The sequence below is a fragment of the Oceanicella actignis genome (assembly GCF_008124525.1).
Lineage (GTDB): Bacteria > Pseudomonadota > Alphaproteobacteria > Rhodobacterales > Rhodobacteraceae > Oceanicella > Oceanicella actignis.
Window position 1 is genome coordinate 97,898 of the sequence record NZ_VNHJ01000007.1, and the last position, 13,997, is coordinate 111,894.

Annotated in this window: 18 protein-coding genes; 8 read left to right on the top strand and 10 right to left on the bottom strand. The window is 73.4% G+C overall.

Going from position 1 to position 13,997, the window contains the following annotated elements; translation table 11 throughout:
- The 4 genes from LY05_RS10810 (at position 1) to aat (ending at position 3,516) form a co-directional block, all read left to right on the top strand.
- Positions 1-780 carry a DsbA family protein gene (locus tag LY05_RS10810; RefSeq protein WP_148923185.1) on the top strand — a complete coding sequence of 260 codons (780 nt, stop codon included), beginning with the start codon at positions 1-3 and terminating at the stop codon, positions 778-780.
- 146 nt (positions 781-926) lie between these two features.
- Entirely contained in the window at positions 927-1,418 is a 492-nt protein-coding gene (gene accB / locus LY05_RS10815) for an acetyl-CoA carboxylase biotin carboxyl carrier protein (RefSeq protein ID WP_148923186.1), read from the top strand.
- A 19-nt stretch (positions 1,419-1,437) separates the two neighbouring features.
- The gene (gene accC, locus LY05_RS10820; RefSeq protein WP_148923187.1) at positions 1,438-2,799 is read left to right on the top strand and encodes an acetyl-CoA carboxylase biotin carboxylase subunit; all 1,362 of its coding nucleotides are present in this window, start codon (positions 1,438-1,440) and stop codon (positions 2,797-2,799) included.
- A 60-nt stretch (positions 2,800-2,859) separates the two neighbouring features.
- Positions 2,860-3,516, top strand: a complete 657-nt coding sequence (aat, locus tag LY05_RS10825; RefSeq protein WP_072747539.1) for a leucyl/phenylalanyl-tRNA--protein transferase — start codon at positions 2,860-2,862, stop codon at positions 3,514-3,516.
- Here aat and LY05_RS15425 read toward each other — a convergent pair.
- From LY05_RS15425 to tgt, 4 genes are all read right to left on the bottom strand, one after another.
- On the bottom strand, positions 3,408-4,052 hold the full coding sequence (locus tag LY05_RS15425; protein WP_249041933.1) for a DUF2155 domain-containing protein: 645 nt from the start codon (positions 4,050-4,052) through the stop codon (positions 3,408-3,410). The two genes, aat and LY05_RS15425, sit on opposite strands and share 109 nt — an antisense overlap.
- Positions 4,049-4,501, bottom strand: a complete 453-nt coding sequence (gene mlaD, locus LY05_RS10835; protein WP_072747537.1) for an outer membrane lipid asymmetry maintenance protein MlaD — start codon at positions 4,499-4,501, stop codon at positions 4,049-4,051. The genes LY05_RS15425 and mlaD overlap by 4 nt, the downstream gene beginning before the upstream one ends.
- A gap of 42 nt (positions 4,502-4,543) precedes the next feature.
- A complete protein-coding gene (locus LY05_RS10840) occupies positions 4,544-4,927 on the bottom strand; it encodes an NADH:ubiquinone oxidoreductase subunit NDUFA12 (RefSeq protein ID WP_072747536.1) in 384 nt (127 codons plus the stop codon).
- A 93-nt stretch (positions 4,928-5,020) separates the two neighbouring features.
- Positions 5,021-6,148: a tRNA guanosine(34) transglycosylase Tgt gene (gene tgt, locus LY05_RS10845; RefSeq protein WP_148923188.1), complete on the bottom strand. Its 1,128-nt coding sequence runs from the start codon at positions 6,146-6,148 to the stop codon at positions 5,021-5,023.
- Positions 6,149-6,279: 131 nt separating this feature from the next.
- On the opposite strand from tgt, the gene LY05_RS10850 reads away from it, so the two are divergent.
- The 4 genes from LY05_RS10850 to tpiA all read left to right on the top strand — a co-directional run bounded on the left by LY05_RS10850 (position 6,280) and on the right by tpiA (position 8,860).
- Entirely contained in the window at positions 6,280-6,690 is a 411-nt protein-coding gene (locus tag LY05_RS10850; RefSeq protein WP_148923189.1) for an SUF system Fe-S cluster assembly protein, read from the top strand.
- Positions 6,691-6,721: 31 nt separating this feature from the next.
- Entirely contained in the window at positions 6,722-7,078 is a 357-nt protein-coding gene (locus LY05_RS10855) for a HesB/IscA family protein (protein ID WP_072747534.1), read from the top strand.
- Positions 7,075-7,419, top strand: coding sequence for a TfoX/Sxy family protein (locus tag LY05_RS10860; protein ID WP_148923190.1), 345 nt, complete (start codon positions 7,075-7,077; stop codon positions 7,417-7,419). The genes LY05_RS10855 and LY05_RS10860 overlap by 4 nt, the downstream gene beginning before the upstream one ends.
- A gap of 691 nt (positions 7,420-8,110) precedes the next feature.
- Positions 8,111-8,860, top strand: coding sequence for a triose-phosphate isomerase (tpiA, locus tag LY05_RS10865; RefSeq protein WP_148923191.1), 750 nt, complete (start codon positions 8,111-8,113; stop codon positions 8,858-8,860).
- 269 nt (positions 8,861-9,129) lie between these two features.
- Here tpiA and LY05_RS10870 read toward each other — a convergent pair whose 3' ends face one another.
- The 6 genes from LY05_RS10870 to pcaD are packed head-to-tail and all read right to left on the bottom strand — an operon-like array spanning position 9,130 to position 13,941.
- Complete coding sequence (locus LY05_RS10870; RefSeq protein ID WP_148923192.1) at positions 9,130-10,506, bottom strand: lyase family protein; 1,377 nt, start codon at positions 10,504-10,506, stop codon at positions 9,130-9,132.
- Positions 10,507-10,510: 4 nt separating this feature from the next.
- The gene (locus LY05_RS10875) at positions 10,511-11,344 is read right to left on the bottom strand and encodes a 3-oxoadipate:acetyl-CoA acetyltransferase (RefSeq protein ID WP_072747530.1); all 834 of its coding nucleotides are present in this window, start codon (positions 11,342-11,344) and stop codon (positions 10,511-10,513) included.
- Positions 11,345-11,377: 33 nt separating this feature from the next.
- Positions 11,378-12,013, bottom strand: a complete 636-nt coding sequence (gene pcaG / locus LY05_RS10880) for a protocatechuate 3,4-dioxygenase subunit alpha (RefSeq protein WP_148923193.1) — start codon at positions 12,011-12,013, stop codon at positions 11,378-11,380.
- On the bottom strand, positions 12,010-12,735 hold the full coding sequence (gene pcaH, locus LY05_RS10885; protein ID WP_072747528.1) for a protocatechuate 3,4-dioxygenase subunit beta: 726 nt from the start codon (positions 12,733-12,735) through the stop codon (positions 12,010-12,012). Before pcaH ends, pcaG begins: the two co-directional genes overlap by 4 nt.
- Complete coding sequence (gene pcaC, locus LY05_RS10890; RefSeq protein ID WP_256598383.1) at positions 12,732-13,160, bottom strand: 4-carboxymuconolactone decarboxylase; 429 nt, start codon at positions 13,158-13,160, stop codon at positions 12,732-12,734. Before pcaC ends, pcaH begins: the two co-directional genes overlap by 4 nt.
- Positions 13,153-13,941, bottom strand: coding sequence for a 3-oxoadipate enol-lactonase (gene pcaD, locus LY05_RS10895; protein WP_148923194.1), 789 nt, complete (start codon positions 13,939-13,941; stop codon positions 13,153-13,155). The genes pcaC and pcaD overlap by 8 nt, the downstream gene beginning before the upstream one ends.
- Between the last annotated feature and the right edge of the window lie 56 nt (positions 13,942-13,997).

Here is a 13,997-nt window from a genome sequence, read left to right on the forward strand (position 1 = left end):
ATGCCCGTTTTCCAGACTCTCCGCAGCCTTGCCGCAGGCGCCCTCGGCGCGCTGTGCGCGGCCGCCGCGCTGCTTCCCGCCGACCCCGCCGCCGCGCAGGAGATGCCGCCCGAGGAACGCGCCCTCTTGCGCGCCGAGGTGCGGCGCTATCTGCTCGAGCATCCCGAGGTGGTGATGGAGGCGCTGCGCACCCTCGAGCAGCGCCGCCGCGAACAGGCCGCCCAGGCCGACGGCCATCTGGTGCGCGCCAACGCCGACGCCTTGTTCAACGATGGCTACTCCTACGTCGCCGGCAACCCCGAGGGCGACGTGACGGTGGTCGAGTTCCTCGACTACAACTGCGGCTATTGCAAGCGCGCCCATGGCGAGGTGAAGAAGCTGCTCGAAACCGACCCGAACGTGCGCCTGATCATCAAGGAGTTCCCGATCCTCGGCCCCGGCTCGACCGTGGCGGCGCAGGCCGCGCTGGCGGCGCTCGAGCAGGATGGCGGGTCGCGCTACCTGGCCTTTTCCGACGCGCTGATGCGCCATCGCGGCGCGCTGGACGAGGACGCCGTGTGGCGCATCGCCGAAGAGGTGGGGCTTGACGTGCGGCGCCTGCGCGACGACGCCGCCTCGCGCCGGGTGCGCGAGCGCGTGCGCGCCAATCACGACCTGGCGCGCGCGCTGCGCATCGAGGGTACGCCGACCTTCGTCGTGGGCGATCAGCTGGTGCGCGGCTACGTGCCGCTCGAGCAGCTGCGCCAGCGCATCGAGAAGGCGCGCGCCGACAAGGGCTGAGCCGCGCTTGCAACCGCGCGGCGCGTTGGTGTAAAGCGCGGGTCTGTGAACGCGCCCGACAACGGGCCGGGCCGCGCCGAACGCGGACCGGGGCAAGCGCCGCGCGGGCCGTCATGGACCGCTGCGCCAGGAGATTCAGGGATCCCATGAGCAAGACCCACGAAAGCGACATCGCCTTCATCCGCGAACTGGCCGAGCTGCTGCGCGAAACCGACCTGTCCGAGATCGAGGTTGAGCGCGAATACGGCAAGGAAGACACCCTCAAGGTCCGCGTCGGCCGCCACGCCGCCGCCGCGCCCGTCGTCCATGCCTACGCCCCGCCGGCGCCCGCGGCGCCGGCCGCCCCCGCCCCTTCCGCCGCGCCGGCGGGCGAGGCGCCCGCGCCCGCCGATCCGGCGCAGCATCCGGGGGCGGTGACCTCGCCCATGGTCGGCACGGTCTATCTGCAGCCCGAACCGGGCGCCGCGCCCTTCGTCAAGGTCGGCGATCAGGTGGCCGAGGGGCAGACGCTGCTCATCATCGAGGCGATGAAGACCATGAACCAGATCCCCAGCCCGCGCGCGGGGACGGTCAAGCGGATTCTCGTCGAAGACGGCACGCCGGTCGAGTTCGGCGCGCCGCTCATGATCATCGAATAACCGCCCGGGAGGACCGGGCATGTCCCGAAACGAGCCGCTTTCCATCAAGAAGGTCCTGATCGCCAACCGCGGCGAGATCGCCCTGCGCATCCAGCGCGCCTGCCGCGAGATGGGCGTGCGCACGGTGGCGGTGCACTCGACCGCCGACGCCGACGCCATGCATGTGCGCCTGGCGGACGAGAGCGTGTGCATCGGCCCGCCCTCGGCGGCGCAAAGCTATCTGAACGTGCCGGCCATCATCTCGGCCGCCGAGATCACCGGCGCCGACGCGATCCACCCCGGCTACGGCTTTCTGTCCGAGAACGCCAGCTTCGTGCAGATCGTCGAGGATCACGGCCTGACCTTCATCGGCCCGACCGCCGAGCACATCCGCCTGATGGGCGACAAGATCGCCGCCAAGGAGACCATGCGCGCGCTGGGCGTGCCCTGCGTCCCCGGCTCGGAGGGCGGCGTCGCCGACGTCGAAGAGGCCCGGCGCATCGCCGACCAGATGGGCTATCCGGTGCTGGTCAAGGCCGCGGCGGGCGGCGGCGGGCGCGGGATGAAGGTGGCGCGCTCGGCGCAGGAGCTGCCCAACGCCTTCTCGACCGCGCGCTCCGAGGCCAAGGCCGCCTTCGGCGACGACGCCGTGTATATCGAGAAATATCTTGGCCGCCCGCGCCATATCGAGGTGCAGGTGTTCGGCGACGGCAAGGGCGGCGCCGTGCATCTGGGCGAGCGCGACTGCTCGTTGCAGCGCCGGCATCAGAAGGTCTTCGAGGAAAGCCCCTCGCCCGCCATCTCGGACGCCCAGCGCGCCGAGATCGGCCGCGTCTGCGCCGAGGCCGTGGCGCGCATGAACTATCGCGGCGCGGGCACCATCGAGTTCCTCTACGAGGACGGGGCCTTCTACTTCATCGAGATGAACACCCGCCTGCAGGTCGAGCATCCGGTGACCGAGGCGGTCTATGGCGTCGATCTGGTCAAGGAACAGATCCGCGTCGCCGCCGGTCTGCCCCTGTCCTTCCGCCAGGAAGAGCTGCGCCCGCGCGGCCATGCCATCGAGTGCCGCATCAACGCCGAGCGCCTGCCCGACTTCGCGCCCTCGCCGGGGCTGGTCTCGCATTATCACGCGCCGGGCGGGCTGGGCGTGCGCATGGACAGCGCGCTTTACTCGGGCTACCGCATTCCGCCCTATTACGACAGCCTGATCGGCAAGCTCATCGTCCATGCCGAGGACCGCCCCGCCGCGCTGGCGCGCCTGCGCCGGGCCCTGCGCGAGACGGTGGTGGACGGCATCGACACGACGCTGCCGCTGTTCGCGCAGCTGGCCGACGATCCGCAGGTGATCGCGGGCGATTACGACATTCACTGGCTGGAAAAGAAGCTGTCCGGCAAGTGACCCGGCGCGCCCGCGCGCCGCGGCCGTCAAGCGCAAGGCGTCCCAGCGCAAGGAGGCCCCATGCCCGGCCCGTCCGACCGCGACGGCGTCACGCCCGAGCTGCTGCTGCAAGCCTATGCGGCGGGGGTGTTTCCCATGGCGCAGTCGGCCGGCTCGACGCGCATCTACTGGGTCGATCCGCGCTGGCGCGGGATCCTGCCGCTGGCGCGCTTCCACGTCCCGCGCTCGCTGCGCAGGCGCGCGCGGCGGGGCGACTTCTCGATCACCGTCGACCGCGACTTCGCCGGCGTGCTGGACGGCTGCGCAGACCGTCCCGAAACCTGGATCAACCCGCGCATCCGCGAGCTTTACCTTGCGCTGCACCGCATGGGCTGCGCGCACTCGATCGAGGTGCGCATGGACGGCGAGTTGGCCGGTGGGCTGTATGGCGTGCGCATGGGGGCGGCGTTCTTCGGCGAAAGCATGTTCTCGCGGCGCACGGACGCCTCGAAGCTGGCCCTTGTGTGGCTGGTCGCGCGGCTTCGGGCCGGGGGCTTTCGCCTGCTGGACACGCAGTTCGTGACCGATCATCTGCGCCGCTTCGGCGCGATCGAGATCCCGCGCGCGCGCTACCTGACGCTGCTGGACGAGGCGCTGTCCTGCGCCGCCGATTTCCACGCGCTGCCCGAAGACGCCTCGTCCGAGCTGGTGCTGCAATTGACCAGCCAGACGTCGTAGCGCGCGTGATCCATGGCCGAGAGCGCGGGGCTCGAGGCGAACATCCACCCGGCGAAGCGCGGCGCCTCTTCGCGCAGGTCGCGCGCCTCGAGATAGGCGAAGGCGTCTTCGGCGGCGACGTCCTCGGGCGGGACGCGGCAGGCGCGCAGGACCAGTTCGAGGCGCCCGCGCCGCAGCCGCGCGCCCACGGGCAGGTCCAGCGTCTCGACCCGGCCGGTCATCTTGTCCAGCAGCCGAAGCCGCGCGCCGGGCTGGGAAACGCCGCGCCATTCGGGCGGGCGCGCGTCTTCGAAGCCGAACCATTGCGGCCCGTCCTCGGGCGCGGCGCCGTCCGGCGGGCGGCGGAAGAGCGCGCCCAGCGGGCCGCGATCGGCGCCGTCGTCGGGCGCGCGCGCGGCGGGCCCGTCGGCGGGTCCGTCGGCTGGCGCTTGCGCGGGGGCGTCCGGGGGCGCGGCGCCGGGGATGGCGGGCGTCTGGGCCGGCGCGGGCGCGGCCAGAAGCGCCAGGATCGCCGCGCAGGGCAGCGCGCGTCTCACTGCCCCGCCGCCGAAATCGCCTTGCCGACCAGGTCCAGGATGCTGATCGAGCCCTGCGTATACTGGATCTCGTCGCCGTTCTCGAACATAACGTCCGACGAGCCGGGCGTGATCGCCACATAGGCGCCGCCCAGAAGGCCCTCGGTGGCGACGGCGGCGTCGCTGTCCTCGGGCAGCTTGATCTTCTCGTCGATGGCCAGGCGGGCCAGCGCGCGATAGGTCTTGAGGTCAAGCTCGAGCGCGGCGACCGAGCCGACCTTGACCCCCGCCACGCGCACGTCCGAGCCCACGGCCAGCCCGTCGGCCTTGCGGAAGGGCGCGACCAGCTCGTAGACGCCGGCCTTCCCGCCCAGCTCGTAGCCGGTGGTCTGCGCCGCATAGGCGAAGAAGCCGCCGGCGGCGAGCAGAACCGCCGCTCCGATCACGGTTTCGGCTGCGGAATTGGCCATGTCGCTGTCTCCCGGAAAAGGCGGCGGCGCGCCGGGCGCGGCTCAGTCGGCGGGGCGCCAGGCTTCGTAGTCGGGGCGCATGCGCGGCGCTGGATCGGGGTTCAGCAGGCTTCCCGGCGGGTGATAGGCCGCCTCGGTGCCGGTCATGTTCGGCTTGTGCGGCTTCTCCCACGGCTTGTGCGGCAGCGGCGCCGCGGTGGGCGGCTGATCCCAGGTGTGGTGCAGCCAGCCATGCCATTCGGGCGAGATGCGCGAGGCCTCGGCCTCGCCGTTGTAGATCACCCAGCGGCGCTTGCCGTCGCGGCTCTGGTAGAACTGGTTGCCCTGCTCGTCCTCGCCCACCTTCACGCCATGGCGCGAGGTGAACAGCAAGGTGCCGACGGTGGCGCCGTTCCACCAGGTGAAGATCCTCTTGAGCAGCTGCATCACGGGCGTGGTTCCCTTGGCGATGTGTCCCGGGTCGCCCGCCGTTCTATCACAGCCTGCGGCCGGGTCCAGCCCGACATGGCGCCGCGCCGCTCAAAGCGGGGGCAGGTCGCCCTCGGCGCGGCGGGCGTGGAAATCGGCGACGAAGGCGTCGAGCCGCCCGGCGGCGATGGCGTCGCGCAGGCCCTGCATCAGCTCCTGGTAGTAGTGCAGGTTGTGCCAGGTCAGCAGCATGGCGGCGATGATCTCCTGCGCCTTGTGGACGTGGTGCAGATAGGCGCGCGAGTAGTTGCGGCAGCACGGGCAGGCGCAATCGGGATCGAGCGGGCGCGGGTCGTCCTGGTGGCGGGCGTTGCGCAGATTGACCGCCCCGCGCCGCGTCAGCGCCTGGCCGGTGCGCCCCGAGCGCGTCGGCAGCACGCAATCGAACATGTCGACCCCGCGCTGCACCGCGCCGACGATGTCGTCGGGCTTGCCCACGCCCATCAGATAGCGCGGCTTGTCCTCGGGCAGCAGGCCGGGGGCGTAGTCCAGCACGGCGAACATGGCCTCCTGCCCCTCACCCACCGCCAGCCCGCCGATGGCGTAGCCGTCGAAGCCGATGGCGCGCAGCGCCTGCGAGCTTTCCTCGCGCAGCTCGCGGAACACGCTGCCCTGCTGGATGCCGAACAGCGCATGGCCCGGCCGGTCGCCGAACGCCTCGCGCGAGCGCGCGGCCCAGCGCATGGACAGCCGCATGGATTCGGCCGCCGTCGCCTCGTCGGCCGGAAAGGGCGTGCACTCGTCGAAGCACATCACGATGTCCGAGCCGAGCAGGCGCTGGATCTCCATCGAGCGCTCGGGCGTCAGCTCGTGGCGCGAGCCGTCGACATGCGACTTGAAGGTCACGCCGCGCTCGTCCAGCTTGCGCAGGCCGGCCAGGCTCATGACCTGAAAGCCGCCCGAATCGGTCAGGATCGGCCGCTCCCAGTTCATGAAGCGGTGCAGCCCGCCCAGCCGGGCGATGCGCTCGGCGCCCGGGCGCAGCATCAGGTGATAGGTGTTGCCCAGGATGATGTCGGCCCCCGTGGCGCGCACGTTCTCGGGCAGCATGGCCTTGACGGTGGCGGCGGTGCCCACGGGCATGAAGGCGGGGGTGCGGATCTGGCCGCGCGGGGTGCTGACGACCCCCGCGCGGGCGGCGCCGTCGGTCGCGTGGACGGTGAAAGAGAATCGGGTCACGGGCCTTGCTCCTGCTTGCCGGATGGCGCTGCATACCCCCGCAAGGGCGGCCGACGCCAGAGCGGGCGGCGCTGGACCTGAACCCGCGCCGGGCCTATATCTGAGGAAACGGATCAGGCATGGAGAACGCGATGACGGACGCCGTCAAGGACCAAGCGCCCGAGGCCGGGCTCGGCGAGCGCGCCGGGACCGACGCGCCGGCCGAGGGACAGCCGCTGATCGGGCCCTCGAGCGTCGATCACCCTCTTTATCCCCAGATCGTCGAGGCGTGCCGCACCGTTCACGATCCCGAGATCCCGGTGAACATCTACGATCTCGGGCTTGTCTATCGCATCGCCATCGACGACGAGAACAACGTCGAGATCGACATGACCCTGACCGCCCCGGGCTGCCCCGTGGCCGGCGAGATGCCCGGTTGGGTCGCCGACGCGGTCGAGCCCCTGCCCGGCGTCAAGACGGTGAACGTGCGCCTGGTGTGGGAGCCGCCCTGGGGCATGGACATGCTCTCGGACGAGGCGCGGCTGGAGCTGGGCTTCATGTGAGGCCCGCCTTTCGGATCAAGGGAGCAAGCCGATGTTCGCAATGCCCGGAAAGCCGCCGGTCACCCTGACCGAGGCCGCCGCGCGCGAGGTGCGCCGGCTGATCGAGGAATCCGACGGCCGCGTGTTCGGCCTGCGCATCGGCGTGCGCAAGGGCGGTTGCGCGGGCATGGAATACACCATGGACTATGCCGAAGAGGCCGGCCCCCATGACGCGGTGGTCGAGCAGGACGGCGCGCGGGTGCTCATCGCCCCGACGGCGCAGATGTTCCTGTTCGGGACCGAGATCGACTACAAGTCCTCGCTGCTCGAATCGGGCTTCGTCTTCAACAACCCGAACGTGACGGAGGCTTGCGGCTGCGGCGAATCCGTCAAGTTCGCGAACGCATGATCATGGCCCTGGGCGCCGAGGCGCTGGCGCGGGCGCGGCGGCTGTTCGCCGCGCTGGCCGAGCTTGAGGTGCGCCCGATGGCCGGGGGCGCGGGGCTCTACTCGCAGGGCGTGCTCTTCGGGCTGATCTGCCCGCGCGCGCAGATCTTCCTGCGCGCCGAGGGCGTCGTGGCCCGCGCCATGGCCGCCGAGGGCGCGACGCGCTTCGCCTTCACCCGCGACGGCGCGCCGCGCACGCTGGGCTATTGGAGCCTGCCGGCCGACAGCGAAGACGACCCCCTCGCCGCCGCCCGATGGGCCCGCCGCGCCATCGAGCTGGCCCGCGCCGAGGCGCTGGGCTGACGCGGGGCCGATCGGCAGGGCGCAGGGCGCCTGCGCCCGCATCGTCGCAAGGCGCGCCCCGGGCTGTTGCGTGATCCGCGGCCGGCCGGCAAGGCGGCGGGCGCCCGCGCTCTTCTCGCGAAAGGCCTCGCGCGCCCCCGCCCTTGCCCCCCTTGCCCACGGCCCCTCGCGCGCCGAGGCGCGGGCCCGGAGCGACGCAAGGTCCGGCTTCGACGGCACGCGCCCAGGCCCCGCCGCCGCATCCGCGCCCTGCGGCCCCGGGACCCCCTGCGCGCGCCGCGCCCCTTGTCCCGCCAAGCCGAGGCCCGCGCCTCGCCCGTTCGCGACCGGCCGGCCCGCCGCGCGGCCCCCGCGCCCCCTTGCGCGCGCCGCGCCCCTGTCCCGCCAAGCCGCGGCCCGCGCCTCGCCCGTTCGCGACCGGCCGGCCCGGCCCGCCCCGGCCCCGGGCCCCTTGCGCACGCCGCGCCCCTTGTCCCGCCAAGCCGAGGCCGGCGCCTCGCCGCCCCTCCCGCGCCTGCGGCCGCCCGGCCTCAGCCCCGCCCCGGCCCCGCCCCGGCCCGCGCCGGCTCGGGCGAGCGCGCCTTGGCAGTCGGCGGGGCGCGGGCGGCGCCTTGTCCGCTGCCATGCGCGCGCGTTCCTGATATGACGCGGCCCAGGCATTGATCCGATCCGCAACAAGGGAGACCCCGCCATGGCCCGACGCAAGCTGGCCGCCGGAAACTGGAAGATGAACGGAACCCGCGCCGCCCTGGCCGAGGCCGAGGCGCTGGCCGCCGCCTGCCCCGCGCCGGGCTGCGACGTGCTGCTGTGCCCGCCCGCCACGCTGATCGCCGCCATGGCCGAGCGGCTGCGCGGCGGCCCCGTGCGCGTGGGCGGCCAGGATTGCCACCCCGCCCCTTCGGGCGCGCATACGGGCGACATCGCCGCCGAGATGCTGGCCGATGCGGGCGCCGTCGCGGTCATCGTCGGCCATTCCGAGCGCCGCGCCGACCACGGCGAGACCGACGCGCTGGTTCGCGCCAAGGCCGAGGCCGCGTGGCGCGCCGGGCTGACCGCCATCATCTGCGTCGGCGAGACCGAGGCCCAGCGCGACGCGGGCAAGGCGCTCGAGGTGGTGGGCGCGCAGCTTGACGGGTCGGTTCCCGACGGCCCGACGCCCGAGCGGCTGGTGATCGCCTACGAACCCGTCTGGGCCATCGGCTCGGGCCGCACGCCCACGCTCGAGGACATCGCGCAGGTGCACGAATTCATGCGCGCGCGTCTGGCCGCACGCTTCGGCGACGCGCTCGCCGACGGGGTGCGGCTGCTTTACGGCGGCTCGGTCAAGCCGGGCAACGCGGCGCAGATCTTCGGCGTGCCCAATGTCGATGGCGGGCTGGTCGGCGGCGCCAGCCTGAAGGCGGCGGATTTCGCCCCCATCGTCGAGGCCGCCTCGGCCTGAGGATCCGAAGCCGCTCCCGCGCCGCGCCGCGCCGTCGCGGCGCGGCCGCCGGTCGCACGCCGGGCGGGGGCGGGCAAGGGGCGCCGCGCGTCCGGTTCGGCGCGCCCGGTCAGGGGCCGCATGCGCCCGCCGAACGCCCCGGAACGGACCGCCGGCGCAAGACACGCTCGCCGGCCCAATTGCAGGGTTCGATCGCCCCGGTCGATCGTCTTGGCCGGTCGCCCACCAGGTCAGTCGCCCGGGTCAATCGCCTTGGCCGGCCGCCCGGGTCAATCGCCTTCGGGCGCCGCGCGCCGCCCTGGCCCGGTCGCGTCCTCGACCGCGTCGGCGAAGCGGTCGGCCAGCGCGGGCGCCATGCCCAGCCAGCGCTCGGGCGCCAGGATCACGGCCCAGTCGCCCTCGGGCGCGGGGGCCGGATGCAGCGTCTCCAGCGCCTCGGCCAGCGCGATTCCCCTGGCCAGCGCCTCGGCGCAGGCGCGCTTGACCAGCGCCTGCGCCTGCGGGCGCGGCAGGCTGCGGGCCAGGGCGAAGCTGGCCGCCTCGGCCATCGCCAACCCGCCGCGCGCGCCCAGATTGGCGGCCATGCGCGCCGGATCGGGGCGCAGATCGGCGGCCAGCGCCGCCGCATGGCGCAGCCCCCCCGCCGCGCCCACGCACAGCTGCGGCAGGGCGTGCCATTCCAGCGCCCAGGCCGCGCCGTCGCGCTCTCCTTCGTGCAGGAGCGCGTCGTTCATGCTTCCGGCCAGCCGCGCCGTCAGCCGCGCCAGCGTCACCAGCGCCTCGGGGCCGACCGGGTTCGCCTTGTGCGGCATGGTCGAAGAGCCGCCCCCCGCGCCGGCCCGCAGCTCGGCCACCTCGTCCTGGCCCATCAGCGCCACGTCGCGCCCCATCTTGCCCAGCGCGCCGCACAGGGCGGCCAGCGCGAAGGCCAGCTCGGCCAGGGGATCGCGCGCCGAATGCCAGGGCGCGGGCGCCGGCTCCAGCCCCAGGGACTCGGCCATGCGCCGCGCGGTCTCCTCGGCCTGCGGGCCGAGCGCGGCCAGCGTGCCCGCCGCGCCCCCAAGGCTCAGCGTCAGAAGGCGCGGGCGCAGCTGCGCCATGCGCGCGCGCGCGCGCAGGAGCGGCCAGCCCCAGCTCGCGACGCGCGCGCCGAAGGTGGTGGGGGCGGCGATGCGCCCGCGCGTGCGCGCGGCCATGGGCAGAGCCCGGTTCGCGCGCGCCGCCGCGGCCAGCGCGCGCAGCGCGTCGTCGAGCTGCGCCTCGATCAGCGCCAGCGCCCGGCGCAGCCGCAGCGCCAGCCCGGTGTCGGCGGCATCCTGGCTGGTGGCGCCGAAATGCACGTAGGCCGCGTGCTCGGGCGCGCCCATCGCGGCGCGAAAGGCCTCGACCGCGGCGGGAACGGGCGTGCCGTCGCGCGCGGCGCGGGCGGCCAGCGCGCCGGGGTCCAGCGTCACCTCGCGCGCGGCGCGGGCGATGGCGGCGGCGGCCTCGGCGGGGATCACGCCCAGCGCCCCCTGCGCCTCGGCCAGGGCGCCCTCGAACAGCAGGATCGCGCGCAGCTCGGCCGCGTCGGAAAACAGCGCCGCCACCTCGCGCGCCCCGAACAGGTCGCGCAGCAGCGCCGAGTCGAAGGGCGAGACGGCCATGCGCTCAGCCCGGCTCGGGCAGGCCCAGGATGCGCCGCGCCTGGCGCCAGTCGGCCACCGGGCGGCCGTGCTTCTCGCAGATCTCGGCCGCGATGCGCACCAGCGCCGCGTTGGACGGCGCAAGGGTGTCGCGGTCGAGGCGGATGTTGTCCTCGAGCCCGGTGCGCGTGTGGCCGCCCGCGGCGATGGACCATTCGTTCAGCGTGCGCTGGTGGCGCCCGATCCCGGCCCCGCACCAGGTGGCGTCGGGCATCAGGCGGCGCAGGGTGCGCACGTAGAAGTCGAAGACCTCGCGATCCACGGGCATGGCGTTCTTCACGCCCATCACGAACTGCACATGCAGCGGCCGCTTGAGCCGCCCGTCCTCGACCATGGCGGCGGCCTGGAAGATGTGGCTCAGGTCGAAGGCCTCGATCTCGGGCTTGACGTCGTGGCGGATCATCTCGGCCGCCAGCCAGTCGACCAGATCGGGCGGGTTCTCGTAGACGCGGGTGGGAAAGTTGTTCGACCCGACCGACAGCGAGGCCATGTCGGGCCGCAGGGGCAGCATGCCTCCGCGCGCCTTGCCCGCCCCCGAGCGCCCGCCCGTCGAGAACTGGATGATCATGCCGGGGCAGTGCTTTTCGATCCCCTCCTTGAGGCGCGCGAAGCGCTCGGGGTCCGAGGTCGGCCTGCCCTCGTCGTCGCGGACATGGCAATGGGCGATGGTCGCGCCGGCCTCGAAGGATTCGTGGACCGACTCGATCTGTTCCTCGACCGTGACGGGCACGGCGGGGTTGTCGGCCTTGGTCGGCACCGAACCGGTGATGGCGACGCAGATGATGCAGGGATCGGACATGGGGTCCTCGCTGGGTCTGTGGCTGGTTCCGTCCTAGACGTCGAGGAAGACGGTTTCCAGAGGTCCTTGCAGGCGGATCTCGAAGCGATGCACGGTCGGCCCGCCGCCCGGGTCGGGCTCGGGGCGCGAGATCAGCGTCTCGCGGCGGGAGGGCTGCTCGATCATGGCCAGGAGCGGGTCGGCGGCGTTGGCCTCGGGCTCGTCGCCGAAATACATGCGCGTGTGCAGGCCCATGTTGATGCCGCGCGCCACGATCCAGAAGGTGATGTGCGGCGCCTGCAAGCCGCCGCCGGGCCAGGGCACGGGGCCCGGCTTGACGGTCTCGAAGCGCCACAGCCCGTCCTCGAAGCCGGCGCACACGCGCCCGAAGCCGCGAAAGCGCGGATCGACCTCGTTCGCGCGGGGGTCTTCGGGGTGGCGGTGGCGGCCCATGTGGTCGGCCTGCCAGACCTCGATCAGCGCGTCGCGCAGGGGGGTTCCGGTTCCGTCCAGCACCACCCCCTCGACGGCGATGCGCCGGCCCGGGCAGCCGGGCGCCGCCGGGTCGCCCGCAAGCGGCCGGCCGACGGCGCGCAGCCCCGCCGCCTCGGGGGCGAGGCCGATATGCACATAGGGCCCCGCGGTCTGCGAGGGCGTCTCCTTGAGGTATCGGGGCGCGTTCGGGGTCATGTTCCCTCCGGGCGGTTCTCGAACGGGGTGGCGCGGCGGCCGCGCAGCACGATGTCGAAGCGGTAGGCCAGGCAGTCGAAGGGGATGGCGGCGTTCATGTCGAGCCGCGCGGTCAGCAGCTCGACCCCCGCCGGATCGGGCAGCGTGCGCACGATGGGGCATCGCGGGATCAGGGGGTCGCCCTCGAAATAGAGCTGCGTGATCAGCCGCTGGGCGAAGGCGCGCCCGAAGACCGAAACATGCACATGCGCCGGGCGCCAGGAGTTCGAGTCGTTGCCCCACGGATAGGGCCCCGGCTTGATGGTGCGGAAGGCGTAGCGCCCCTCGTCATCGGCCAGGGTGCGGCCGCAGCCGCCGAAATTGGGATCGAGCGGCGCAAGGTAGCGGTCGTTGCGATGGCGGTAGCGGCCGGCGGCGTTGGCCTGCCAGATCTCGATCAGCGCGCCGGGCACGGGGCGGGCGTTCTCGTCCAGAACCCGGCCGTGCAGGATGATGCGCTCGCCAACGGGCTCGCCGTCCTGCGCGTAGTTGCGGATCAGGTCGTTGTCGAGGGGGCCGATGTCGTCATGCCCGAAGACCGGCCCGGTGATCTCGGACAAGGTGTTGCGCAGCGACAGAAGCGGCGCGCGCGGCGCGCGGTGGACGGTGGTCTTGTAGAAGGGCGCGAAGGCGGGCGTGCGCCAGGCCGGATCGCGCGGGAGATAGTCGTGCGGCGTGCTCATGAGGCGGGCTCCTGCTGGGGGCGGGATTCGGCGCGCTCGGCGAACACCTCGCGCGCGATGGCGAAGGCGCGGTTGGCGGCGGGCACGCCGGCGTAGACGGCGACGTGCAGCAGCGCCTCGCGCACCTCGGCGGGGGCGGCGCCGGTGTTGCGGGTGGCGCGCAGATGCATCTCGAATTCCTCCCAGTGGCCCAGCGCCGCCAGAAGCGCCAGCGTCACCAGCGAGCGCTCGCGCCGGCCCAGCCCCGGCCGCGCCCACACGCCGCCCCAGGCGGCCTCGACGATGTATTCCTGGAACGGCGCGTCGAAATCGGTGGCGCGGGCGGCGGCGCGCTCGACATGCGCGTCGCCCAGAACCTGGCGGCGCACGCGCATGCCGCTTTCGCGGCGCGAGAATCCGGCGGGGTCGTCGGCGCGATCAGGCAAAGCCGTTCTCCTTCAGAAAATCCAGAATCAGCCGCGCGGTCTCGTCGGGGCGCTCGACGCCGGGCAGATGCCCCGCCCCGCGCACCAGCGCGAAGCGCGCGCCCGGGATCAGCGCCGCGGTCTCGCGCACCAGATCGGGCGGCGTCGAGCCGTCCTCGTCGCCCGCCAGCGCCAGGGTGGGCAGGCGCAGCCGCGCGGTGCTTTCAAGCAGGTCCGTGTCGCGGATCGCGGCGCAGCAGCCCAGATAGCCCTCGACCGGCGTGCGCGTGAGCATGTTGCGCCACAGCGCCAGCTCGTCGGGCCGCGCGGCGCGCGTTGCGCGCGAGAACCAGCGCTCGAGCACCTGATCGGCCACCGCCTCGACGCCCCCGGCGCGGATGGCGGCGATGCGCGCGTCCCACATGCCCGGCGCGCCGATCTTGGCGGCGGTGTCCATCAGCACCATGGCGCGGACAAGGTCCGGGCGCTCGGCCGCCAGGCCCTGCGCGATCATTCCGCCGATGGACAGGCCGACCACCGCCGCGCCTCGCACCTCGAGCCGGTCGAGCAGCGCCGCCAGGTCCTGCACCAGGTCGCCCATGCCCCACCCGCCCTCGGGCAGGCCGCTGAGCCCGTGCCCGCGCTTGTCGTAGCGGATGATGCGCAGCCCTTCCGGCAGCCGCGCGATCAGCCGGTCCCAGACGCGCATGTCCGTGCCCAGCGAGTTGGCGAAGACCACGGGCGCCCCCGCGCCCTGGTCGGCGTAGTGCATCAGGCATCCGTTGATGAGCGCGGCTTGCATGACCCAGGCTCCTTCTCAGCGTGCGGAAAAGAGTGTTGCCCGAAAGAGGCGGTTAT